This is a genomic window from Pantoea sp. ANP04 (assembly GCF_041982285.1).
In the GTDB taxonomy this organism is placed as follows: domain Bacteria; phylum Pseudomonadota; class Gammaproteobacteria; order Enterobacterales; family Enterobacteriaceae; genus Pantoea; species Pantoea eucalypti.
The window spans coordinates 207,273-229,915 of sequence record NZ_JAUTYS010000006.1; the positions used below are offsets into that span (position 1 = coordinate 207,273).

At 55.7% G+C, this 22,643-nt stretch carries 20 protein-coding genes; 11 read left to right on the plus strand and 9 right to left on the minus strand.

What is annotated here, in order from left to right; genetic code table 11:
- The first annotated feature begins 241 nt into the window (after positions 1–241).
- Positions 242–571, plus strand: coding sequence for a hypothetical protein (locus Q7C21_RS10895; protein WP_003852044.1), 330 nt, complete (start codon positions 242–244; stop codon positions 569–571).
- Here the strand turns inward: Q7C21_RS10895 and Q7C21_RS10900 are convergent.
- The 3 genes from Q7C21_RS10900 to mntP form a co-directional block, all read right to left on the minus strand.
- Entirely contained in the window at positions 549–1,364 is an 816-nt protein-coding gene (locus Q7C21_RS10900; protein ID WP_008926344.1) for a DUF4225 domain-containing protein, read from the minus strand. The genes Q7C21_RS10895 and Q7C21_RS10900 overlap by 23 nt on opposite strands.
- 437 nt (positions 1,365–1,801) lie before the next feature.
- Entirely contained in the window at positions 1,802–1,879 is a 78-nt protein-coding gene (gene azuC, locus Q7C21_RS10905) for a stress response protein AzuC (RefSeq protein WP_123809971.1), read from the minus strand.
- A gap of 117 nt (positions 1,880–1,996) precedes the next feature.
- Positions 1,997–2,572 carry a manganese efflux pump MntP gene (gene mntP, locus Q7C21_RS10910; protein WP_003852038.1) on the minus strand — a complete coding sequence of 192 codons (576 nt, stop codon included), beginning with the start codon at positions 2,570–2,572 and terminating at the stop codon, positions 1,997–1,999.
- A gap of 316 nt (positions 2,573–2,888) precedes the next feature.
- On the opposite strand from mntP, the gene Q7C21_RS10915 reads away from it, so the two are divergent.
- A complete protein-coding gene (locus Q7C21_RS10915) occupies positions 2,889–3,131 on the plus strand; it encodes a DUF1158 domain-containing protein (RefSeq protein WP_078805093.1) in 243 nt (80 codons plus the stop codon).
- Here Q7C21_RS10915 and Q7C21_RS10920 read toward each other — a convergent pair.
- Positions 3,121–4,563: a PLP-dependent aminotransferase family protein gene (locus tag Q7C21_RS10920; RefSeq protein WP_375150720.1), complete on the minus strand. Its 1,443-nt coding sequence runs from the start codon at positions 4,561–4,563 to the stop codon at positions 3,121–3,123. The genes Q7C21_RS10915 and Q7C21_RS10920 overlap by 11 nt on opposite strands.
- Before the next feature lie 57 nt (positions 4,564–4,620).
- On the opposite strand from Q7C21_RS10920, the gene Q7C21_RS10925 reads away from it, so the two are divergent.
- The 3 genes from Q7C21_RS10925 to Q7C21_RS10935 all read left to right on the plus strand — a co-directional run bounded on the left by Q7C21_RS10925 (position 4,621) and on the right by Q7C21_RS10935 (position 9,712).
- Complete coding sequence (locus Q7C21_RS10925) at positions 4,621–5,076, plus strand: carboxymuconolactone decarboxylase family protein (RefSeq protein WP_008926347.1); 456 nt, start codon at positions 4,621–4,623, stop codon at positions 5,074–5,076.
- Between the two features lie 511 nt (positions 5,077–5,587).
- Positions 5,588–7,201 (plus strand): malate dehydrogenase (quinone), encoded by a 1,614-nt coding sequence (mqo, locus tag Q7C21_RS10930; protein ID WP_003852028.1) that lies wholly within the window; start codon positions 5,588–5,590, stop codon positions 7,199–7,201.
- A gap of 126 nt (positions 7,202–7,327) precedes the next feature.
- Entirely contained in the window at positions 7,328–9,712 is a 2,385-nt protein-coding gene (locus Q7C21_RS10935) for a phosphoketolase (RefSeq protein WP_375150721.1), read from the plus strand.
- Here the strand turns inward: Q7C21_RS10935 and Q7C21_RS10940 are convergent.
- Positions 9,709–10,296: a LysE family translocator gene (locus Q7C21_RS10940; protein WP_003852024.1), complete on the minus strand. Its 588-nt coding sequence runs from the start codon at positions 10,294–10,296 to the stop codon at positions 9,709–9,711. The genes Q7C21_RS10935 and Q7C21_RS10940 overlap by 4 nt on opposite strands.
- A gap of 134 nt (positions 10,297–10,430) precedes the next feature.
- Between Q7C21_RS10940 and Q7C21_RS10945 the strand changes: the two genes are divergently transcribed.
- A complete protein-coding gene (locus Q7C21_RS10945) occupies positions 10,431–11,918 on the plus strand; it encodes a PLP-dependent aminotransferase family protein (RefSeq protein WP_375150722.1) in 1,488 nt (495 codons plus the stop codon).
- Here Q7C21_RS10945 and Q7C21_RS10950 read toward each other — a convergent pair.
- A complete protein-coding gene (locus tag Q7C21_RS10950) occupies positions 11,885–12,508 on the minus strand; it encodes a glutathione S-transferase family protein (protein ID WP_003852022.1) in 624 nt (207 codons plus the stop codon). The two genes, Q7C21_RS10945 and Q7C21_RS10950, sit on opposite strands and share 34 nt — an antisense overlap.
- Before the next feature lie 106 nt (positions 12,509–12,614).
- Here Q7C21_RS10950 and Q7C21_RS10955 point away from each other — a divergent pair, with 106 nt between their 5' ends.
- The gene (locus tag Q7C21_RS10955) at positions 12,615–13,463 is read left to right on the plus strand and encodes a PhzF family phenazine biosynthesis protein (protein ID WP_110410923.1); all 849 of its coding nucleotides are present in this window, start codon (positions 12,615–12,617) and stop codon (positions 13,461–13,463) included.
- Between the two features lie 39 nt (positions 13,464–13,502).
- Here the strand turns inward: Q7C21_RS10955 and Q7C21_RS10960 are convergent, their stop codons facing one another.
- Positions 13,503–14,261, minus strand: a complete 759-nt coding sequence (locus tag Q7C21_RS10960) for an SDR family NAD(P)-dependent oxidoreductase (protein WP_008926351.1) — start codon at positions 14,259–14,261, stop codon at positions 13,503–13,505.
- Between the two features lie 115 nt (positions 14,262–14,376).
- Between Q7C21_RS10960 and Q7C21_RS10965 the strand changes: the two genes are divergently transcribed.
- The 3 genes from Q7C21_RS10965 to Q7C21_RS10975 all read left to right on the plus strand — a co-directional run bounded on the left by Q7C21_RS10965 (position 14,377) and on the right by Q7C21_RS10975 (position 17,945).
- Positions 14,377–15,276, plus strand: coding sequence for a LysR family transcriptional regulator (locus Q7C21_RS10965; protein WP_008926352.1), 900 nt, complete (start codon positions 14,377–14,379; stop codon positions 15,274–15,276).
- A gap of 45 nt (positions 15,277–15,321) precedes the next feature.
- Positions 15,322–16,341, plus strand: coding sequence for an inner membrane protein YhjD (yhjD, locus tag Q7C21_RS10970; protein ID WP_003852018.1), 1,020 nt, complete (start codon positions 15,322–15,324; stop codon positions 16,339–16,341).
- 272 nt (positions 16,342–16,613) lie between these two features.
- Positions 16,614–17,945: an MFS transporter gene (locus Q7C21_RS10975; RefSeq protein WP_003852017.1), complete on the plus strand. Its 1,332-nt coding sequence runs from the start codon at positions 16,614–16,616 to the stop codon at positions 17,943–17,945.
- 628 nt (positions 17,946–18,573) lie between these two features.
- On the opposite strand, the gene ilvC is transcribed toward Q7C21_RS10975, so the two are convergent.
- Positions 18,574–20,049: a ketol-acid reductoisomerase gene (ilvC, locus tag Q7C21_RS10980; RefSeq protein ID WP_008926354.1), complete on the minus strand. Its 1,476-nt coding sequence runs from the start codon at positions 20,047–20,049 to the stop codon at positions 18,574–18,576.
- Positions 20,050–20,211: 162 nt separating this feature from the next.
- Between ilvC and ilvY the strand changes: the two genes are divergently transcribed.
- Complete coding sequence (gene ilvY / locus Q7C21_RS10985; RefSeq protein ID WP_008926355.1) at positions 20,212–21,093, plus strand: HTH-type transcriptional activator IlvY; 882 nt, start codon at positions 20,212–20,214, stop codon at positions 21,091–21,093.
- On the opposite strand, the gene ilvA is transcribed toward ilvY, so the two are convergent.
- Positions 21,094–22,641, minus strand: a complete 1,548-nt coding sequence (gene ilvA, locus Q7C21_RS10990; protein ID WP_039661112.1) for a threonine ammonia-lyase, biosynthetic — start codon at positions 22,639–22,641, stop codon at positions 21,094–21,096.
- Positions 22,642–22,643: the final 2 nt, after the last annotated feature.

Sequence of the window (22,643 nt, forward strand, 5' to 3'; positions counted from 1 at the left end):
CAAAATTTGCTGTGTAGCGTCGCTTGCTGTTTTGCGGACAACATGACCCCGACCGTACACTATATTGCAGATGGCAAGTAGCGCACTGCTGCATAATCCTGTTTACGAGTGCTTCGCGCTTTAGAGCTGGATATCAGACATAAAGAGTAGTTATCAGAAAGAGTGCCCTTTGCGGGATTTTTAGTGCCATTATCAGGTAAAGTTATTTAAGCTACACAGGTAATTTTAAGGATAAAAGTCTATGAAATTGAACGAAAAGGCGCTGCTGGATTCCGGCTTTAACTATGCAGATCTTCAGAAGCTTAAAAACAACATTGCTAACTATGGCGGCTCTCTGGATTCGGTTATCCATGACCTTGCTAACCGCTTTATTGCTGCAAAGTGGATTACTATCGTTGCCTTAGCCATTCTCGTTCTCACGTTAGTGCTGGCATCCTCAGATACCAGCATCACGCTCACAGGTACACTTGCAATTGTATTACCTTTTATATGGTATCTAACGCCAGCAACACTTGCCTATAAGGCATGGCGCTATCGTAAATTAACAACTAATTCTGAACAGCGCCCTTAACAGATATAAGGTCAAATATGACTTTGGCCGTAACACCATAACCGACTATGTGCATTGTGAGTTTGGCGCGGCTCATTGTGTTAACTTTTCGGAAATAATCGGATGGCATGTATCTGAATAAACGCCAGGTTCCGGGGCGCCTGAAGAGGCCAAATACGGTATAAGCATTTGCGACCAGCGAGACTGATTTATAGACTGCCAGCCCGCTGTTTGGACTGAACCCCATAAATTGAGCGGAAGACATGGCAGCATCAGCCACTAAACCTTCGGTGTTTTTTATACCCATAACGTAGTTCGAAAATTCTTTGCTTATGCCGTTAGCGCCGTCAATAACCAGCACTGCACCGGCCAGAATACCCATAGGCGTCATAGAACCTATAAGGGTTAGGCCAGTAGCTATTTCGGCACCGGCCATAACAACATTTACAGCAGAAATCACATACCCAACGATTTTATTGTTTTCCTTAACAAACTCCACTTTGGCGTAGAGTTTCGCAGCTTTCATGCGCAGCATTCTGTCCTGCTCCTGAAGGTTTTCCATTTCTATCCGCAAATTTCTAATACATGCCACGCACTCTTCGTCAGATTTTGCACGTCGTGCAGCGGCAAATTCCTTCTCAATGAGATCTCTAATCTCCTGAACGAACTTTACCTGAGTCATGCCATTTGAAAGATGGGCCGAGGACACATGATTAGCCGTATTGATCAGCTTTCTGGCCTCAAGATTAATCATTGTTTCAGCCCAGTGCTTATTTCGGCCTGAGCGCATCATATCGAGCAATGCTGCATCCATTTATATTCTCCCTGAACATTATATCGCCGATAAGACCTCATATATTCAGCTATAAGCCGTCGATTACGACAGAATTAAGCTACATGAGATAGCATATTAAAGGATGACCTATCAGAAAAAATTTACAACTTAGAGCGGCACTAAATCATGACACTTTTGCCATGATTCTCACGTTGACGCAGAGACAATCAGCATGAAATCGAAAACCAGGTTACATAAACAAGGAATTACAACCAGCCCATAACGCACGGCTGCAAAGGCGTCATTTTGTCGCCAGAAAGTGTTTTTAGCGGAAAGACAACAAGAAGAGTGGCAGAAGCAGATTAGACGCACCAGGAAGTGCAAAACGCGGGTTTACTCAGAAGAAAGCAAAAGCAAAAGGTGATAATCACAGGTCGATCCCTGACCGCGATTATCGAGGGTTTCTTGCGGGGTACTTAGTACATGGCACCCGGCGGTACGTGTTTGAACGTCTCAACATAAGCGCGGAACACGTGTTTAATGATGCGTTTCATAAAATGCCTGATTCAAATTTAGTTGAACATATACTGAAAAAGTATAGCCGCTGTGCGTTTTAACAGCAAATAAATTTGAAGCAGATCACAAAAATGCCGCTTTTATGTGCAAAGGCCCTAGGCGGTGTAGCCAAGATGCTGCAACAGAATGGTGGAGCCGACGGCGATTAACACCACGCCGCCCAGCACTTCCGCCCATTTGCCCAGTACCGGACCGATAAAGCGTCCGACTAATACGCCGGTCGTCGCCATCACTGTGGTGGCGGCACCAATGGTCAGCGCGGTGGTGATGATATTCACCTGTAAAAAGGCCAGACCAACGCCGACCGCCAGTGCATCCAGGCTGGTCGCGACGGCAGTGGTCGCCAGGACCATAAAGCCATGACTTTGCGGGGCTTCACAAGGTTCTGCGACGGCTGTCTGACGAAAACCCTCCATCATCATACGGCCACCCAGAAAGGCCAGCAGGGTGAAGGCAACCCAGTGATCCCACGCCATGATGTAACGACTGGCCGCCAGGCCAAGTGCCCAGCCAATCAGCGGGGTCAGCGCTTCAATAGAGCCGAAGATCAGACCGGTACGCAGCGCTTCTTTAAAACCAGGACGATGCAATGTGGCACCTTTGCCCAGCGCAGCGGCAAACGCGTCCATCGACATACCCAGCGCAAGAATTAAAGTGGCAATAAAGGTCATGATTTATTCACCTGGGGCGAAAAAGCGGCAATTCACGCTGAATTCACCACACAAAGTGTTCAGTTATGAAAAAGTGGGCGCAGTCTACCACGCAAACCTCAAGATAAAAAGACAGTAAAATCAGGGATTTAAGTATAGCAAAGGCTATAACTCTTATCATTCGCTATGAATGGCGCTAAGTCGATGGTGGCAAAGCATTTTCTGGCCGTTTTCCCTGCCCTGCACTACGCCATGTGGGCGTATTGCGGCACACCACCATTGAACCCTGTCGCCGATTACCGGAAAATGCCGGGCTGATAAATATGGGATACCGGTTATGAATAACCCTTTTGAAACGTTGGTTGTGCCTGGTGGCATTTTGCTGCTGGGCTTTCTCTCGGCGCTGCTGCTGCCCGCGCCCGCTTTTAGCGTGACGGTGGCGCAGCATCTGTTGCAGATGTTCCATTTACAGGATCTGAATCAGCTCTACACAGTGGTGTTTTGCGTCTGGTTTTTGCTACTGGGCGCCATAGAGTTTTTTGTTATCCGCTTTGTCTGGCGTCGCTGGTTCAGGGGCTGACCGCCTGCGCATCGACCAGCGCTTTTAGCCGTTCAGCGCTGCGCGCGTAACCTTCACGCGGCAGATGTGCCGCACCCAGTACCAGACCCGCACCGCGCTGCCCGGCCTGCTGATACCAGATCGACAGCGGCGAGGGTGCCATTCCCCACTCCACCGCCTGCTGCGCAATGGCCTCATCAGGAGTACCGGCGGGTAAGCGGACAATCACCGCCAGCCCGGCGCGCTGCAGGTCGGGAAAGTGAGGATGGAGCGCCGCGATCATCTGTTCCAGTCGCTCATGATAGACGCGCTTCATGCGCCGCAGATGCCGCATAAAGTGTCCGTCCCGCAGAAACTCCGCCACCGCGTTGTGTAACAATCCTGAGGATGCAGGCGCAAGCAATGCGCAGACCTCACCGAACCGGGTCGTCAGCGCCGGCGGAACCACCATAAAACCGAGCCGCAGTTGCGGCGTCAGCGTCTTGCTGAAGGTGCCGATGTGCAGAACCCGCCCTTCACTGTCGAGCGCGGCAAGTGCAGGAGCCGCGCGATTACCGGGCTGAAGCTCGCCGAGATAATCATCTTCGATAATCCAGCGCTGCTCCCGGCTGGCCCAGTTCAGCAATTCATGACGGCGTACTAGGCTCATGGTCATGCCCAGCGGCGCCTGCTGTCCCGGTGTGACCAGCGCGAAAGCGGCATCCGGCGCGCGGGCAATCCCGGTCGCCACCTGCAACCCTTCGGCATCAACCGGCACGGCAACCGGCGTGACGTGTAGCGCTTCAACCGCGCGACGTGCCACCCAGAATCCGGGGTCCTCCAGCCAGGCCTTTTTGCCCTGAAAATTCATCGCCAGCCCAATCAGGCCCATCGCGCCCGCATAACCGCTGGTGATAATGATCTGATCCGCCTGACAGCGCAGGCCGCGTGCCACCGCGAGGTAGGCCACCAGCGCCTGACGCAGCGCTAAGCTGCCGCGTGGATCGGGATAACTCGCCGGTCTGCTGACCTGCATGCGCGTCTGACGCTGCAGGATGCGCAGCCAGACTTTTGCCGGAAACGCATCGCTGGCCGGAATGCCCATCTGAAAGGTCAGCGGTGGCGCTTCATACTCTTCAATTCCATCAGGATGGAGTGACTTGCAGTTGGCATCATTGCCGGCCGGTTTTAACGGTGGTAATGGACTGACGAAGGTGCCTGCTGCGCCTCTGGCCTGCAGAAACTGACCATCAACCAGCATGTCATAGCTGGCACGCACGGTGCCACGTGCCACGCCGAGCTGCGCCGCCAGATCGCGGCAGGAAGGTAAACGCGTACCAGGCTGTAAACGCCCTTCACTAATCGCCTGTTCAATCAGTAGTCGCAGCTGCTCGCTGAGCCCCCGTGATGCACCGCGTTGCAGTGTCAGCGTAGAAAGCGGCGATGGGCCAGTCAGACTCTCATTTTTTGGCACTTTATCTGCTCCATTGAAAGGCCGAAAATCACCTCATCAATCCCAGGAGGCAATAAGATGAGCGAACGTATCGATTTTCACCTTGCAGCACCGGCAGGCATGAAAGCGCTGGGCGGCGTATACAGTTATCTGGCACAAACCGATCTGCCACTCACTTTACTGGAACTGCTGTTCCTGCGCATTTCCCAGATTAACGGCTGCGCCTACTGCATTGATATGCATACTAAAGCGCTGAATAAATCGGGTATGAGCTGGGATAAGATCGTGCTAACCCCGGTCTGGCATGAATCGGGGACGCTGTTCAGTGAGAAAGAGAAGGCCGCTCTCCACTGGGCTGAATGCCTGACGCTGATTGCTCAGCAGGGTGCGCCAGACGCCTGCTATGCGGCACTGACAGCCGAGTTCAGTGAGAAAGAGATTGTCGATCTGAACATCGCGATTGGCCTGATGAACACCTATAACCGCATGGCGATAAGTCTGAAAAAGCTGCCTGCCAGCGCGAATCAGTCATAGGTGAATCCGATGCGTGGGCCGATGCGCACGCATTTTCACACTCACAAAAATGTAACATTATTTTTACACAAGCGGCTGTTAAGGCCCTGCCATTCTGATTCCTGTTATTCCTTACTGCGCAATAAATCGCTAAATTTCAGCTAATTAAATAATTCCGCACTGTTCACATCGTTTCCGGCACTGCACCAGCATGGGGCTTTCCCGCAACATCCTTTTTTAGTTAACTCACTGACTTCACTCTAAAAAATCACTAATACGCCGCGTATCGTGATGATTAATTCTTATGCTGAATCATTTCTGCATTTAAAAAATAAACTAATGTTTAATTCAGATGCGAGAATGTTATATTCGGATGACTAAGCATAACGTTCAGTTAACGCGTTATCACCGCTTTAACCCTATACCTGAGACTTAACCTTTGAGAAATAGCGCAACGCGCTCGTAAGAAGCGTGACTATTTCGCCTGCGAAACTGTTGGGCTTCAGGTCAACAGAAGAGGAGATGTCGCCTCATGAGCAATTCAGCTGTAAACCTTGCGCTCGCGATGAGTGCCATGGCAAAGGACACCACTACTGCGCAGGAGCGCAAAGACGTTGACGTGCTGCTGATTGGTGCTGGTGTGATGAGCGCTACCCTCGGTGCATGGCTGCAGGATTTAGAGCCGGACTGGTCCATCGAAATGGTGGAGCGGCTCGATAGCGTGGCCGAAGAATCCTCCAACGGCTGGAATAACGCGGGCACCGGTCATGCGGCGCTGGCGGAGCTGAACTATACGCCTCAGCAGGCGGATGGCAGCATCGACATCTCTAAAGCGATAACGATCAACGAATCGTTTCAGATTTCCCGCCAGTTCTGGGCTTATCAGGTTCAGAAAGGCAACCTGCGCAATCCCAAAAGCTTTATTCATAGCACGCCGCACATGAGCTTTGTCTGGGGCGACGACAATGTCGACTTCCTGCGCAAGCGCTTCAAAGCGTTGCAGAAAAGCACTCTGTTCCGCGGCATGGCCTACTCCGAAGATCCGCAGCAGATTGCCCGCTGGATCCCGCTGGTAATGAATGGCCGTGACCGTCGACAGAAAGTGGCCGCGACCTGGACAGAGATGGGCACCGATGTGAACTTCGGTGAGATCACCCGTCAGCTGATTGCCTCGTTAGAGAAGAAAGCGAATTTCCAGCTGCGTCTGCGTCAGGAAGTGCGGGATCTCAAAAAGCTTGCCGATGGTCGCTGGCAGGTGACGCTGCAGTGTCTGAACAGCGGCACGCGTCGCACGCTGACGGCGAGCAAAATCTTTATTGGTGCGGGTGGCGCGGCGTTACCGCTGCTGCAGAAAGCCGGTATCCCGGAAGCGAATGGTTACGCCGGTTTCCCGGTGGGCGGTTCATTCCTGGTCACGGAAAACCCGCAGGTCGTTGCGCAACACATGGCTAAGGTTTACGGCAAAGCCAGCGTCGGTGCGCCGCCGATGTCCGTGCCGCACGTTGACACCCGCGTGCTGGATGGCAAGCAGGTGCTGCTATTTGGCCCGTTCGCCACCTTCTCGACCCGGTTCCTGAAACAGGGTTCGTTGATGGATATGTTCACGTCCCTGAACAGCAGCAATATGTTGCCAATGGTTAAAGTGGGGCTGAAAAGCTTCGATCTGGTGAAATACCTGATGGATCAGGTATTGCAAAGCGACAGCGACCGGATGGAGGCGCTGCGTGCTTATGTGCCGCAGGCGAAGCAGGAAGACTGGCGCCTTGTCACAGCGGGTCAGCGTGTGCAGATCATCAAGAAAGATGAGAAAGAGGGCGCCGTGTTGCGTCTGGGCACCGAAGTGGTCGCCTCGCAGGATGGTACGATTTCAGCTCTGCTGGGTGCCTCGCCAGGCGCCTCAACGGCGGCACCCATCATGCTGGAGCTGCTGCACAAGGTCTGTCCTGAGCAGATGGCTTCACCGGAATGGCAGAACAAAATCCGTGCGGTGGTCCCCTCCTGGGGACGTAAGCTTAATGGCGACGTGGCGCTGACAGAAAAAGTGTTAGCCGAGACCAGTCGTGTTCTGCAGCTCGACTATTCGCCGGTTACGCCGATGGCGGCCAACGATGAAGGACGGGAAACCGCGTTCGTCGTCGGCAAGTAATACAGTGCCGTTGATAAAAAGGCTCCGCATAGCGGGGCCTTTTTTATTGGGCGGTTGCCTGGTCGTCCTGAGGATTCTCTATTAGGGTTAAGGCATCTTTTAGCCGAACGATCAGGAGGAACCCGCATGTCTTACTCCCCTGCGTCACCCGAATTTACCCTGCTCGACCGCTACTGGCGGGCAGCGAACTATCTCTCCGTTGGACAGATTTACCTGATGGATAACCCGCTGTTGCGCGAGCCACTCAGGCCGGAACATATTAAACCGCGTCTGCTGGGTCACTGGGGCACCACGCCAGGTCTGAATTTTATCTATGCCCACCTCAACCGTGTTATCCGCAAACAGAACCTGGATATGATCTATATCTGCGGGCCAGGCCACGGCGGTCCCGGCATGGTGGCGAATACCTGGCTGGAGGGCAGCTATAGTGAGATTTATCCGCACATCTCGCAGGATGCGGCGGGTATGCAGCGCCTGTTTAAACAGTTCTCCTTCCCTGGCGGCATTCCCAGCCACGCGGCACCGGAAACGCCGGGCTCAATTAATGAAGGCGGCGAGCTGGGCTATTCGCTCTCTCATGCCTTTGGTGCGGCCTTCGATAATCCCGATCTGGTGGTGCCGTGCGTGATTGGCGACGGCGAAGCGGAGACCGGGCCGCTGGCCTCCAGCTGGCACGGCATCAAATTCCTCAATCCTGAACGTGACGGCGCAGTGCTGCCGATTCTGCATCTTAACGGCTACAAGATTGCTAACCCGACGCTACTGGGCCGCAGCAGCGATGAGGATCTGCACCAGCTATTCAGCGGCTACGGCTATGAGCCGCTGTTTGTCTGCGGGCATGAACCGGTAAAAATGCATCCGCTGATGGCGGAGACGCTGGATACCGCCTTCAGTAAGATCGCTGCGTATCAGCGTGAGGCGAGCAGCGGCAACGCCAGCAACGACGTGCCGCGCTGGCCGATGATTATCCTGCGTAGCCCCAAAGGCTGGACCGGCCCTGAAACGGTTGACGGCAAGAAAGTGGAGGATTTCTGGCGGGCGCATCAGGTGCCGGTCGCGGCCTGTCGTGAAGATGAAGGTCATCGCCAGATCCTTGAAACGTGGATGCGGAGCTATCAGCCCGACGATCTGTTTGATGAACAGGGTCGCCTGAAGCCGGAACTGCAGGCGCTGGCACCGGAAGGCGATAAACGCATGGGGGCTTCGCCATATGCCAATGGCGGCCTGCTGCGCCGTGAGCTGGATGCACCTGACATCGCGGAGTTTGCCTGCGATATCAGCGAGCCAGGCACAGAGATAGCGCAGGCCACAGAGCATCTGGGGCGCTATCTCAGCGTGTTGTTCCAGCGTAACCGCGATAATTTCCGCCTGTTTGGCCCGGATGAAACGGCCTCTAACCGTCTGACGCCGGTCTTTGACGTAACCAGCCGCACCTGGCTGGAACGAATAGAGCCGTACGATGAGCAGCTGGCGCGGGATGGCCGGGTGATGGAAATCCTCAGTGAGCATCAGTGTCAGGGCTGGCTTGAAGGCTATCTGCTGACCGGCCGCCACGGGCTGTTCAACTGCTATGAAGCTTTTATTCACATCGTCGATTCGATGTTTAACCAGCACGCTAAGTGGCTGAAAGTGACGCGCAAGCTGGGCTGGCGTAAACCGATTTCGTCGCTGAATTACCTGCTCTCTTCGCACGTCTGGCGTCAGGACCACAATGGCTACAGCCATCAGGATCCGGGCTTTATCGATCATGTTGCCAACAAGAAAGCAGACATCGTGCGCATCTATCTGCCGCCCGATGCCAATACGCTGCTTTGGGTGGGCGATCACTGCCTGCGCACCTGGGACCGCATCAATGTGATTGTGGCGGGCAAACAGCCTGCGCCGCAGTGGCTGGATATGGCCAGTGCGGTAACCCATTGTGAAGCGGGTATGGGCGAGTGGCGCTGGGCGGGCACCACGCCGGCACATGACCAGCCAGATGTCGTAATGGCCTGTGCCGGTGATGTCCCAACTATGGAGACGATGGCGGCGGTCGATCTGCTGCGTGAGATGCTGCCTGAACTGCGCATCCGCGTGGTGAACGTGGTCGATCTGCTGGCACTGCAGCCGGAAGATCAGCATCCGCATGGCAAATCTGATGCGGAGTTCGACGCGCTGTTTACCCAGGATAAACCGGTGATTTTTGCTTTCCACGGCTATCCGACGCTGATACATCGCCTGACCTATTCCCGAACCAACCACCGCAACTTCCATGTGCGCGGCTTTAACGAAGAGGGAACCACCACCACGCCATTTGATATGACGGTACTGAACGAGCTTGACCGCTATCATCTGGCGCAGGAGGCGATTCTGCGCGTGCCGGGCCTGGCCGACGCGCATCCTGAGCTGCTGGAGGATTTACAGCAGCGTCTGGCGGAACATCATCGCTATGTCCGTGAGCATGGCGAAGATTTGCCGGAGGTGCAGAACTGGAAATGGCCGTCGGCCACTGCACCGGGTGTGCCCGATTAAGCGGCCAGCAGCGCGTCGGTCAGCATCCAGACGGTGGTCGCCACCAGCGACAGCGCCATCAGGCTGTTAAACAGCTGGCGCTTCCAGGCAATCTGCAGATGGCTGCGCAGGCGATCGCCCAGTGCTGCCCAGATCAGGATGCAGGGCAGATTGAGCAGCATAAAGCCGATCATCACCGTCAGGACGCCGCTGCTGCCGCTATAGAGCAGCGCGACGTTGGTGGCCATCAGCCAGGCCTTGGGATTGATCGCCTGGAAGCAGGCGCCGCCCACTATCGTCATTGGCTGAGGACGGGTGCGCGCTTCGGGTGCGGCAGCGCGAAAAATTTTCCAGGATAACCACATCAGATAAGTACAGCCTGCCAGCGTCAGCGGCAGGCGAATCGCCGCCATCCAGTGCAATAACACCTCCAGCGCCATCCCGGCAATCACCGTCTGCACCGCACAGCCCACCAGAATACCGAACACCATTGGTAGGGTGCGCCGCATACCAAAATTGACCCCGGAGGTCGCCAGCAGCAGATTGTTCGGGCCTGGCGTAATTGACATCACGGTAACGTAACTGAAGAAAGAGGGATCAAGCATGGTGACTCTCCTGAAGGTAGACAGAGTTCTATGCTACGGCGGGGAAAGAGATGGTAACAGGGACACAAAATCACTATTGTTATGGTTACAGTTATCGTTAACAGAAATTGTACCCATTCAGGCCGGAGGCTATTGTGTCCCTTGCTCCCACGACCGAACAACCCCTCTATCAGCAGCTGGCAGAGAGCTTCGCTGAAGCCATCCATCAGGGAACGCTGAAACCCGGTAAACGCCTGCCGGCGATCCGCCGTGTTGCGCAGTCACATCAGGTCAGCGTCAATACCGTGCTGAATGCCTGGCAGATGCTGGAAGATCGCGGGCTGATTGAGGCGCGTCCGCAGTCGGGCTATTACGTGCGCGGCGTGTTGCCTGCCGTCACCCGCCACGGTCAGCATAAGACCCGGGTACGCGATCCGAGCAGCGGTAAACTCGACCTGATCGATAAGGTGTTTGCGGCGCAGAATCATCCCGACTACACCAATATTTCGCTGGCCTGCCCGCAGGACAGTGAGCTTTTCCCGGCGGCACGCATCGCCCGGATTACCGCCTCATTGTTGCGTCGTGATCCCAACATGATTGGTCGCTATGCGCTTCCGCCCGGTAGTGAGCGCTTACGGGAGGAGATAGCGCGACGGGCGCTGCACGCCGGACAGACAATTACCGCCGATGAGATCACCCTGACCCACGGCTGCATGGAGGCGCTTCAGCTGGCGCTCAGAGCAGTCACGCAGCCCGGCGACTGCGTCGGACTGGAGTCGCCGACCTACTTTTTCCTCTTTCCGCTTCTGGCCTCGCTCGGTCTGAAAGCACTGGAAATCCCCACTGACCCACAGCACGGGCTCTCGCTGGATGCACTGGAGATGCTGCTGCAGGAGCAGCGTATCAAGGCGCTGATTGCGATGCCGAGCGCGCAGAACCCGCTGGGCTGCGGTATGTCGCTGGAGAATAAGAAACGGCTGGCAAAGTTAGTGAACACTTACCACGTTCCGCTGATAGAAGATGGGCTGTATGACGAGTTGCAGTTCGACTGGCCGCTCTCACCCGCCGTGAAAGCCTTTGATCGCGATGGCTGGGTGATCTACTGCACCAGTTTCACTAAAACCGTGGCACCCGATTTTCGTATTGGCTGGACCGCCGCAGGCCGTTTTCATGATGCGATTGCCCGACTGAAAGCCGTCTCCTCAATGGCTGAATCTGCCCTGCTCTCCGAAACGCTGGCGGAGTTTCTGGCTTCCGGCGGTTACGACCACCATCTGCGCACGCTGCGCCGTCGCTACGCGGCTAATCTGGATGAGGCGCGGGGTCTTATCGCCCGCTACTTCCCGGAAGGCACGCGCGCAACGCTGCCGCGCGGTGGCTTCGTTTTCTGGGTTGAGCTACCGGGCGGCGTGAATACCACCGAGATGTTTGATCGGCTGCTGCAGGAGCAAATTTGCGTTACGCCTGGCGCGCTCTACTCACTGAGCGAGCGCTACAACCATGCGCTGCGACTCTCCTGCTGCTATCCGTTTGATGCGCGCTACAGCCGGGCGATTCAGCGCGCAGGCGAAATCGCCTGTGAGCTGGCGGTTCTGCCTTGCGGTGAGGCTCAGGGTGTGCCGTTGCGGCCCCAGACGGTATAGCCGCGACGTTCAGTCAGGCGCTCGTAATAAGTCCGCACCGCAGGGTAATCAGGATGGTCGAGCGGGGTCTCAAACCAGCGGTTCACCGCCAGGCCAATCGGAATGTCTGCCAGCGTGAAATTACGTCCGGCAACATAGCGGCCGGTTTTTTCCAGCTGCTGATTGAGAATGCTCATGGTATGCGCCCAGCCTTTACTGGCCGCGGCCAGCAGACGCGGATCCTGATGAGCCGGGGAGTTTCGCACCAGCGACATAAATGCGTAGCGCCATGAGGTGTTGAGTTCGGTAGCTTGCCAGTCTATCCACTGATCGACAGGCGCTCGCGTTTGCGGATCATGAGGATAGAGCCACTCGCCGCCATAGGCGTTCGCCAGATAGCGCAGAATGGTATTGGATTCCCACAACACAAAGTCATCATCTTTCAGAACCGGCACCATCGCATTGGGATTCAGTGCCATGAATTCGGGTAGGTGGGTTGAGCGGAAGCCATCGCCCCACTCTTCGCGCTCAAAATCAAGGTCAAGTTCGTCACACAGCCATAGTACTTTGCGCACGTTGATTGAGGAGGCGCGTCCCAGGATCGTTAGCATTCAGAGTCTCCGGTAAAATCTTTAACTTATTGATAACGCTGTTAGCTGTTATAAGCAATCATCCGGCAGAGAAAAGGCCACACTGAACCCAGAGCAAGGAGTCACAATGAAGGTCGCGTTTAAGCAAGTCGATGTGTTTACCTCGTCCGCCTTTAATGGCAATCCGCTGGCGGTGATCATGGATGCTCAGGGGCTAAACGACAGCCAGCTGGCGGCAATTGCCCGCTGGACGAACCTGTCGGAAACTACCTTTGTGCTGCCGCCGCAGCACGAAGAGGCGGATTATCGGGTGCGTATTTTTACCGTGGAAGGCGAACTGCCGTTTGCCGGTCATCCGACGCTGGGCACCGCACATGTGCTGCTGGAGGCGGGCTGGCCTACCCGAACGCCGGGTGAAATCGTGCAGGAGTGTGGCGTCGGAAACGTGACGGTGAAGATAGGTGAGGCGGGCGAACTGGCATTTGCCGCGCCGGCGGCCACCCTGATGCCGTGGCAGGATGCGCTGATGGGGAACGCTTTAAACAGCGACGCGTTCGATCTGACGCAAAGCCCGACGGTGGTCGATATGGGGATTCGCTGGCTGCTGGTACCGATGGTCAGTGCCGACGCTGTGCTGGCGCTGCAGCCCAATGTCAGCGATTTGCAGCGTCTGGTTAAGCATGCGGGTGTTTCGGGAGTGATGCCGTTTGGCCGGTTGCCTGAGGGCGAGCCTGAGCAGTATGAAGTGCGTGGCCTGCTGGTAGAAAATGGCAGCCTGACCGAGGATCCGGTGACCGGCAGCGCCAACGCCTGTCTGGCGCGTTACTTCGCAGCCGCAGGCCATACCACCGCCTATCGCGTTCGCCAGGGAACGGCCCTGCAGCGTGCAGGCCGGGTGAACGTATCTTTCGCTGGTGAGACCATCTGGATTGGCGGCAATACGGTTACCGTCATCGATGGCACCATTACACTGTGAAAGACGGCGGCGTCGTGTTTTCAACGACGCCGCCCGCGGTTAAATCCCCTGCCCGCCTGAAGCCTCAATCCGCTGCGCGGTGATCCAGCCGGTTTCGTCACTGAGGATCGCGCTGATGGCGTCGCCGATATCATCCGGCAGTCCGACCCGACCCAGCGCCGTCAGTCCGGCAATCTGATCGTTAATCTCGCGGGTATCACGCACCCGGCCACCACCAAAGTCAGTCTCTATCGCGCCAGGTGCCAGAATATTGACGCGAATGCGCCGTTCGCCCAGCTCTTTCGCCTGGTAGCGCGTCAGGACTTCCATCGCCCCTTTCATCGACGCATAGGTCGAGGAGCCAGGGTAGACCAGTCGGGTCAGCCCGCTGGAGATGTTCAGGATGCGGCCACCGTCATTGATCAGCGGCAGCAGCTTCTGAGTGAGAAAGTAAGGCCCTTTAAAATGCACATTCACCAGCGCATCAAATTCCGCCTCGGTGGTGTCGGTAAACGGCTTGTAGTGTCCATGACCCGCGTTGTTCACTAAATAGTCAAATCGCTCCCGTTGCCATTGCTGCTGCAGTGCCTGTTTCACCTCTCCAACAAAGCGGTCGAACTGACCGGTTTCGCCGACATCCAGTGCCAGCGCCACGGCGCGCCTCCCCATCGCCGCAATTTCCTTTACGACCGCCTGCGCCTCATCGGCATGGCTGCGGTACGTCAGAATGATATCGGTGCCTCTGGCAGCCAGTTTTAAGGCTCCATTCCGGCCTAACCCACGGTTTCCACCGGTAATTAACGCCACTTTCTGATTCATCGCTCACACCTGTTGAAAAATTGAACACGGGTTAAGGATATTCGCGAATTATTGATCTATAAACAGGGGTAAACGCGCATCACTGTTTCAATAAAAACAACAATCGGTGAACAACATGGACAAAATTCACGCAATGCAGGTCTTCGTGCGGGTGGCAGAAATGGGCAGTTTTACCCGCGCAGCAGAAAGTTTAGGTGTGCCGAAAGGCAGTGTATCCCGGCAGATCCAGGCGCTGGAGAATCAAATGGCAACACGTTTGTTGCATCGCACCACGCGCCGGGTGCAACTCACCCAGGATGGATTAGTCTATTACGATCGCTGTCTTGATTTATTGTCGATGATTGACGATATGGACAGCCTGTTTCAGCACGAACCCGCCTCGCTCAGCGGTAAACTCCGGGTGGATATGTCGGTGGCGATGGCCACCGGTTTTATCCTGCCACGGCTGCCCGAATTTTTGCAGCACTATCCCGGCATAGAGATTGAGCTGAGTAGCAGCGATCGTCAGGTGGATGTGATCCGCGAAGGGTTTGATTGTGTCCTTCGGGTTGGCGAACTCAAAGATTCGGGGCTGATTGCGCGAAAAATTGGTACCCATACCTTGATTAACTGCGCCAGCCCTGGCTACCTTTCGCGGTTCGGCATGCCAATCCGGCTGGAAGAGCTGTCGCAGCATGCGATGGTGCATTACAGCCAGCAGCTCGGTCAGGCATCACCCGGATTTGAATATTTTGATGGCAGGCAGTGCCATTACGTTCATACCGGCGGCGTGGTGACGGTGAACAGCACCGAAACCTATCGCGCCGCCTGCCTGGCGGGCTTAGGGATTATTCAGGTGCCTGCCGCCGGCATTCAGACATTGCTGGAAAGGGGTGAGCTGGTGGAAGTGCTGCATCGCTTTCCCGCCAGGCCGATGCCGATCCATCTGCTCTATCCGCACCGGCGCAATGTGGCACGTCGCGTGCGGGTATTTATGGAGTGGCTGAGTCAGGTGTTACAGGAGTACGTCACCTGAGCGGCTATACTTTGATTTTAATGATAAACAGGACAGTGAAGGTCTATGACAGACAAGCAGGAAAATCCGCAGGATTTGCAGCCACAAAAGCCGCTTATCGATATTAAAACCGGCAACCACACCGTAGATGAATCTATTGTTCGCGTGTCGCGTTTCGCCACCTGGTTTCAGGCTATTCCGGCGGTGGCGCATTTCATTCGCGCCCTTGACCGCTTTAACGATCGGCTCGGCAGCCAGTTTGGCGCGGCGATTACCTATTTTTCGTTTTTATCGCTGATTCCCATTCTGATGGTGTCGTTCGCCGCCGTGGGTTTTGTGCTGGCATCGAATCCGGATTTGCTGACCGATATCATCAACAAAATCGTCAGCAGCATCAGCGACCCGACACTGGCAACCACGCTGAAAAATACGGTGAATACCGCGATTCAGCAGCGTGCCACCGTGGGGATTACCGGTTTACTGCTGGCGCTCTACTCCGGCCTTAACTGGATGGGTAACCTGCGTGAAGCGATTCGTGCCCAGTCGCGCGACGTATGGGAACGCAAACCGGATGACAAGGAGAAGATCTGGAAGCGTTATATTCGCGATCTGCTGTCGCTGGCGGGTCTGATGCTGGCGCTGGTGATTACGCTGTCGCTGACCTCGGTAGCCGGCTCTGCGCAGGCCTCTATCGTCAGTGCGCTGGGCCTGGATGGCATTGACTGGTTGCGGCCTGCCCTGACCATTATCGCCACCTCGATTTCCGTTATGGCGAACTATCTGCTGTTCCTGTGGATTTTCTGGATCCTGCCGCGTCATAAGCCGCGTAAGAAAGCGTTGTTCCGCGGGACACTGCTGGCGGCAATCGGCTTTGAGGTGATTAAGTTTGTGATGACGCTGACACTGCCGAAGATGGCGACCTCGCCTTCCGGTGCCGCCTTTGGTTCAGTGCTCGGCCTGATGGCATTCTTCTACTTCTTCGCTCGTCTGACGCTGTTCTGTGCAGCGTGGATCGCCACTGCCAAATATAAAGACGACCCACAGATGCCTGAAGCGGGCAGCGCGTCACGACACAAATCATCGTAATCCGTTAACAACAGCGGAAAATATTTCCCCTCGGCTATTTTTTAATCAGATAACAGGATGAATAGCTGAGGGGTCACTTTTATTTAGCCCTTTCTTAGAGTATCCCGCCATATATCGTCCGGTTTACCCCGGTATCACCCGGTATTCACAGCACCACAGAAATTATCCTCTTTTTGCCCTCTGAAGCCAGACGCGGCGCGGGTTTTCATCATTGAATGCGCCCTGGCAGATGCGTAAGATTCTTTATCTGTATTTACAAATAAGAAACAGTTATGCAAGCCTCCCTCACAGACACACTCGACAAACAGCAGGATCCCACGCCGGTTAACTCACGCAGTAAAGTGGTAATTGCCTCGCTGGTCGGTACGGCCATCGAATTCTTCGACTTTTATATTTATGCCACGGCTGCGGTAATTGTTTTCCCGCACATTTTCTTCCCGCAGGGTGATGCCACGGTCGCAACGCTACAGTCGCTGGCCACTTTCGCTATCGCCTTTATCGCGCGTCCGATTGGCTCAGCGGTGTTTGGTCACTTTGGCGATCGCGTCGGGCGTAAAGCCACGCTGGTTGCCTCGCTGCTGACCATGGGTATTTCCACCGTGGTGATTGGTCTGCTACCCAGCTATGAGACGATTGGCGTGATGGCGCCGCTGCTGCTGGCGCTGGCGCGTTTTGGTCAGGGACTGGGGCTGGGTGGAGAATGGGGTGGTGCGGCGCTGCTGGCGACGGAAAATGCGCCAGCGAAGAAGCGTGCGCTTTACGGTTCGTTCCCTCAGCTGGGTGCGCCGATTGGCTTTTTCTTCGCTAACGGGACTTTCCTGCTGCTTTCATGGCTGCTGACCGACGAGCAGTTTATGCAGTGGGGCTGGCGCGTGCCGTTTATTCTCTCTGCCGTGCTGGTGCTGGTTGGTCTGTATGTGCGCGTTTCGCTGCATGAGAGTCCGGTGTTTGCCAAAGTGCAGAAAGAGAAGAAGCAGGTTCGGGTGCCGATTGCGGCGCTGCTGAGCAAGCATCTGACCGCCACGATTCTCGGCACTTTTATCATGCTGGCGACCTATACGCTGTTCTATATCATGACCGTCTATTCGATGAGTTATGGCACCACGGCAGCACCGGCGGGTCTGGGCATTCCGCGTAACAGTATGCTGTGGATGCTGATGCTGGCGGTGATTGGCTTTGGGGTGATGGTACCGATTGCTGGTTTGCTGGCTGACCGTTTTGGTCGTCGCAAGACGATGATTACCATTACGCTGATGATTATCGGGTTTTCGTTCCTGTTCCCGGCAATGCTTGGTTCAGGTTCACAGGCGCTGGTGATGGCGTTTCTGCTGCTGGGTCTGAGCATTATGGGGCTGACGTTTGGCCCGATGGGCGCGCTGCTGCCGGAGCTGTTCCCGACTGAAGTGCGTTATACCGGCGCATCGTTCTCCTATAACCTCTCCTCGATTCTGGGTGCCTCCGTTGCGCCTTATATTGCGACCTGGCTAAATGCCCATTATGGTTTGCAGGCGGTGGGGCTGTATCTTGCGTCAATGGCAGTACTGACGCTGATCGCGTTGCTGGCCTGTAAAGAGACGCGTCACCAGACGCTTTATGACGTGTAATCCGGTTGGATGAAGGTCAGTGAAACCCGGCAGATGCCGGGTTTTTTTATGGGTTGGGTTGAGTAAATAAAGGGCGTTTCAGGGAGCATACATCTACTCCGCAGGGTTTAAAGTGTCGCCTTGAGGTCAGGTAGCAGGCTCAGGGCGCATACGCCTGAAGCAAAGACGTAAAAGACGCCATCCCTGGCAGGCTCAGCGCGGCCGATTACGCACCTCATCCCTGAGGTGCGCCCGTAGCCGGGCCAACGCATTGCGTTGTTCAAAAACGCTCCCGGCGTTGTTGTCCCTGGCCCGCGATGCTTTGCTACAGGCGTATGCTCCCATCGCCTGAAGCAGGTTAGCTGTCAGTTTGAAGATCTTGCATAGTGCTAATGAGGCAGGGTGATTCGGGCAGCAATGAAGAAGCTTGAGGGCACTGGCAATACGGGCAGAGGAGGAAAGCGTCCCGCGCCAGGGATGGCGGGTTTTGCGTCTTTCCGATCTGACCGTATTGCCTGTACAGGCTCGATCTTACAGCAAAGCAGGCAGTGCAGGCACCGTTCCTACAGTGAACCTTCCAGGCAGTGTTCACAAATAAAAAACCCCGGCGAGCCGGGGTTTGTTTTGCTGAAAACGGTGAAGAGGTTTATTAGCCCGCGACAGCGATACGCTTCATGTCGGTCATGTAGCCACGCAGCTTGCGGCCAACGGTTTCAATCGGATGCTGGCGAACGGCTTCGTTAACGTCACGCAGCTGCGCGTTGTCGACCTGCGTGCCTTCAACCGCTTTACCCAGATCGCCTGGCTGCAATGTGGTCATGAACTCTTTCAGCAGCGGAACTGCGGCGAAGGAGAACAGGTAGTTACCATATTCGGCAGTATCAGAGATAACCACGTTCATTTCATACAGACGCTTACGGGCGATGGTGTTCGCGATCAGCGGCAGCTCATGCAGTGATTCATAGTAAGCAGACTCTTCAATGATGCCGGCGTCTACCATGGTTTCAAACGCCAGCTCAACGCCCGCTTTAACCATCGCTACCATCACCACACCTTTGTCATAGTACTCCTGCTCTTCGATTTTGCCTTCATACTGTGCGGCGGTTTCGAACGCGGTCTGGCCGGTCTCTTCACGCCAGGTCAGCAGGTTTTTATCATCATTTGCCCAGTCAGCCATCATACCGGAAGAGAATTCACCGGAGATGATGTCATCCATGTGCTTCTGGAACAGCGGCGCCATGATGGTTTTCAGCTGCTCTGACAGCGCATAGGCGCGCAGTTTCGCCGGGTTAGAAAGACGATCCATCATCAGGGTGATGCCACCAAACTTCAGTGACTCGGTGATGGTTTCCCAGCCGAACTGAATCAGTTTTTCTGCGTAAGCCGGATCGGTACCTTCAGCCACCAGCTTGTCGAAGCAGAGCAGTGAACCCGCCTGCAACATGCCACACAGAATAGTCTGCTCACCCATCAGGTCAGATTTCACTTCTGCAACGAAGGAGGATTCCAGCACGCCAGCACGATCGCCGCCAGTCGCAGCTGCCCAGGCTTTAGCAATCGCCATGCCTTCGCCTTTTGGATCATTTTCAGGGTGAACCGCGATCAGCGTCGGCACACCAAAGCCACGTTTGTACTCTTCACGCACTTCAGTACCCGGGCACTTCGGCGCCACCATCACAACAGTGATGTCTTTACGGATGCTTTCGCCCACTTCAACGATGTTGAAACCGTGTGAGTAGCCCAGTGCAGCGCCATCTTTCATCAGCGGCTGAACAGCCTGAACTACAGCAGAGTGCTGCTTGTCTGGCGTCAGGTTAACCACCAGGTCAGCCTGCGGGATCAGCTCTTCGTAAGTACCCACTTTGAAACCGTTATCGGTCGCTTTGCGCCATGAAGGGCGTTTCTCCGCAATCGCTTCAGCACGCAGTGCATAAGCAACGTCCAGACCGGAATCACGCATGTTCAGACCCTGGTTCAGGCCCTGCGCACCACAGCCAACGATAACGACTTTTTTGCCTTTCAGGAAACTGGCACCATCCGCGAATTCATCACGCGCCATGAAACGGCATTTGCCTAATTGCGCCAGCTGGTTGCGCAGGTTCAATGTGTTGAAATAGTTAGCCATGGGTACTCCAGTAAGGTTGTGTTTGCTTTTTTTGTTCAGGAACGGCGAATCGTGCAGCGCCGCGAATGACCCCATCATATGACAGGAATTCTGTTGCTTAAATTGATATATTAACAACGTCACATTGCAATAAATGCAACACCACCCAGAGGCGACGCGCACATGGATTTACGGGATCTGAAACTGTTTCTTCATCTGGCAGAAAGCTGCCACTTCGGGCGCACTGCGCGTGCGATGCACGTCAGCCCTTCCACGCTGTCACGCCAGATCCAGCGGCTTGAAGAAGATGTCGGCCATGCGCTGTTTCTGCGCGATAACCGCACCGTGACGCTGACGGAAGCGGGCGAACGCCTGCGCCAGTTTGCCCAGCAGACGCTGTTGCAGTATCAGCAACTGCGCCATGTGATGGATCTTAACGGCCCGTCACTCAGCGGCGAACTGCGACTGTTCTGTTCTGTGACGGCGGCCTACAGTCATCTGCCGCCCATCCTTGACCGCTTTCGCGCTGAACATCCGCAGGTCGAAATCAAACTGGATACCGGCGATGCCGCGGATGCGGTGGAAAAAGTGCACTCCGGTGATGCCGATCTGGCGATTGCCGGACGGCCTGAAACTCTGCCCGCCAGCATTGATTTTATGCCACTGGGGCTGATCCCGCTGGTGCTGATTGCGCCTGCACTGCCCTGTGCTGTTCGCACTCAGGCCACACAGCCGCAGCCCGACTGGTCAAAAATTCCCTTCATTCTGCCGGTGCAGGGACCCGCACGGCGGCGTATCGATCTCTGGTTCCGTCGTCAGCGCATCCCGAATCCGGTCATTTACGCCACCGTATCGGGGCATGAAGCGATTGTCTCAATGGTGGCGCTGGGTTGCGGTATTGCACTGTTGCCGGATGTGGTGCTGGAGAACAGCCCGGACCCGGTGCGAAACCGCGTGCTGCTGCTGGAGAATATTGACTCGGTTGCGCCGTTCGAACTCGGCATCTGCGTGCAAAAAAAGCGGCTCGGAGAGCCGCTGATCAGTGCTTTCTGGAGCCAGCTGTAATCAGTGGCCTGACAGGAAGAAGCGGAACGCCGGGTTCTGGCTTTCGTCATGAAAGTCGTAACCCAGATCGGTGAGATGCTCCTCGAAACGTGGCTCATCGCTGCCGAGTTCAAAAGCCGCCAGCACACGACCATAGTCGGTGCCGTGGCTGCGGTAGTGAAACAGCGAGATATTCCAGTGAGTGCCCAGCGTCTGCAGGAACTTCAGCAACGCGCCAGGTGCCTCCGGGAATTCAAAGCTGAAGAGCCGCTCACGCAGTGGCTTGGAGGGCCGTCCGCCCACCATGTAGCGCACGTGCAGTTTCGCCATCTCATCATCTGAGAGATCGACTACCTGATAGCCGCCGCTGGTGAGTTCGCTGATGATCTCACTGCGCTCTTCCACGCCACGGGTCAGACGTACACCCACAAAGATGCAGGCTTTGTCCGCATCGGCGTAGCGGTAATTGAACTCGGTGATTGAACGTCCGCCCAGCGTCTGGCAGAAGCGCAGGAAACTGCCCTGCTGTTCCGGGATGGTGACGGCCAGCAGCGCTTCACGCTGTTCGCCCAGCTCACAACGCTCGGAGACGTAACGCAGACCGTGGAAGTTGACGTTGGCACCTGATAACACATGCGCCAGCCGCTCGCCTTTGATCTCATGCTGCTGGATATACTTTTTCATGCCCGCTAGCGCCAGTGCGCCAGACGGCTCCGCCACAGCACGCACATCTTCGAACAGATCCTTCATCGCCGCGCAAATCGCATCGCTGTCGACGGTAATGATGTCATCGAGGTAGGCCTGACAGAGCCGGAAGGTTTCGCTGCCAATCCGTTTGACCGCGACGCCTTCGGCAAACAGCCCGACGCGCGGCAGATCGACCGGATGACCCGCTTCCAGTGCGGCTTTCAGGCAGGCTGAATCTTCTGACTCCACCGCAATCACTTTGATTTGCGGCATCAGCTGCTTGATCAGCACCGCCACGCCGGCCGCCAGACCGCCGCCGCCAACCGGGACAAAGACCCGGTCAAGGTGCGCATCCTGCTGCAACAGCTCCATCGCCAGCGTGCCCTGTCCGGCAATGACAGCCGGATGGTCAAACGGCGGCACGAAGGTGTAGCCGCGCTGTTCAGCGAGCTCTATCGCTTTGGCTTTCGCCTCATCAAAGTTGGCACCAAACAGGAAAGCCTCACCGCCAAATGCGCGCACTGCATCGACCTTGATGTCTGCGGTCGCCAGCGGCATCACAATCAATGACTTGATGCCCAGTTTCGTCGCGGAGAGTGCCACGCCCTGCGCATGGTTACCGGCTGACGCCGTCACCACGCCGCGCGCTTTCTGCTCTTCGTTCAGACCGGCAATCATCGCGTAAGCACCGCGCACCTTGAAACTGTGCACCGGCTGGCGATCTTCCCGCTTCACCAGAATGGTGTTGCCGAGCCGCGCCGAAATTTTTTCCATAACCTGCAGCGGCGTCACCTGTGCCACTTCATACACCGGTGAACGCAGCACTGCGCGCAAATATTCGGCGCCGCCAGGCGCGTCAGGTAGCGGTTGAGACTCGGCCATTT

Bases quoted from the DNA above. Each gene is read 5' to 3' on its own strand.
- Q7C21_RS10895 (WP_003852044.1), top strand. From the start codon at position 242: ATGAAATTGAACGAAAAGGCGCTGCTGGATTCCGGCTTTAACTATGCA.
- Q7C21_RS10900 (WP_008926344.1), bottom strand. From the start codon at position 1,364: ATGGATGCAGCATTGCTCGATATGATGCGCTCAGGCCGAAATAAGCAC.
- azuC (WP_123809971.1), bottom strand. From the start codon at position 1,879: ATGAAACGCATCATTAAACACGTGTTCCGCGCTTATGTTGAGACGTTC.
- mntP (WP_003852038.1), bottom strand. From the start codon at position 2,572: ATGACCTTTATTGCCACTTTAATTCTTGCGCTGGGTATGTCGATGGAC.
- Q7C21_RS10915 (WP_078805093.1), top strand. From the start codon at position 2,889: ATGAATAACCCTTTTGAAACGTTGGTTGTGCCTGGTGGCATTTTGCTG.
- Q7C21_RS10925 (WP_008926347.1), top strand. From the start codon at position 4,621: ATGAGCGAACGTATCGATTTTCACCTTGCAGCACCGGCAGGCATGAAA.
- mqo (WP_003852028.1), top strand. From the start codon at position 5,588: ATGAGCAATTCAGCTGTAAACCTTGCGCTCGCGATGAGTGCCATGGCA.
- Q7C21_RS10935 (WP_375150721.1), top strand. From the start codon at position 7,328: ATGTCTTACTCCCCTGCGTCACCCGAATTTACCCTGCTCGACCGCTAC.
- Q7C21_RS10940 (WP_003852024.1), bottom strand. From the start codon at position 10,296: ATGCTTGATCCCTCTTTCTTCAGTTACGTTACCGTGATGTCAATTACG.
- Q7C21_RS10950 (WP_003852022.1), bottom strand. From the start codon at position 12,508: ATGCTAACGATCCTGGGACGCGCCTCCTCAATCAACGTGCGCAAAGTA.
- Q7C21_RS10955 (WP_110410923.1), top strand. From the start codon at position 12,615: ATGAAGGTCGCGTTTAAGCAAGTCGATGTGTTTACCTCGTCCGCCTTT.
- Q7C21_RS10960 (WP_008926351.1), bottom strand. From the start codon at position 14,261: ATGAATCAGAAAGTGGCGTTAATTACCGGTGGAAACCGTGGGTTAGGC.
- Q7C21_RS10965 (WP_008926352.1), top strand. From the start codon at position 14,377: ATGGACAAAATTCACGCAATGCAGGTCTTCGTGCGGGTGGCAGAAATG.
- yhjD (WP_003852018.1), top strand. From the start codon at position 15,322: ATGACAGACAAGCAGGAAAATCCGCAGGATTTGCAGCCACAAAAGCCG.
- Q7C21_RS10975 (WP_003852017.1), top strand. From the start codon at position 16,614: ATGCAAGCCTCCCTCACAGACACACTCGACAAACAGCAGGATCCCACG.
- ilvC (WP_008926354.1), bottom strand. From the start codon at position 20,049: ATGGCTAACTATTTCAACACATTGAACCTGCGCAACCAGCTGGCGCAA.
- ilvY (WP_008926355.1), top strand. From the start codon at position 20,212: ATGGATTTACGGGATCTGAAACTGTTTCTTCATCTGGCAGAAAGCTGC.
- ilvA (WP_039661112.1), bottom strand. From the start codon at position 22,641: ATGGCCGAGTCTCAACCGCTACCTGACGCGCCTGGCGGCGCCGAATAT.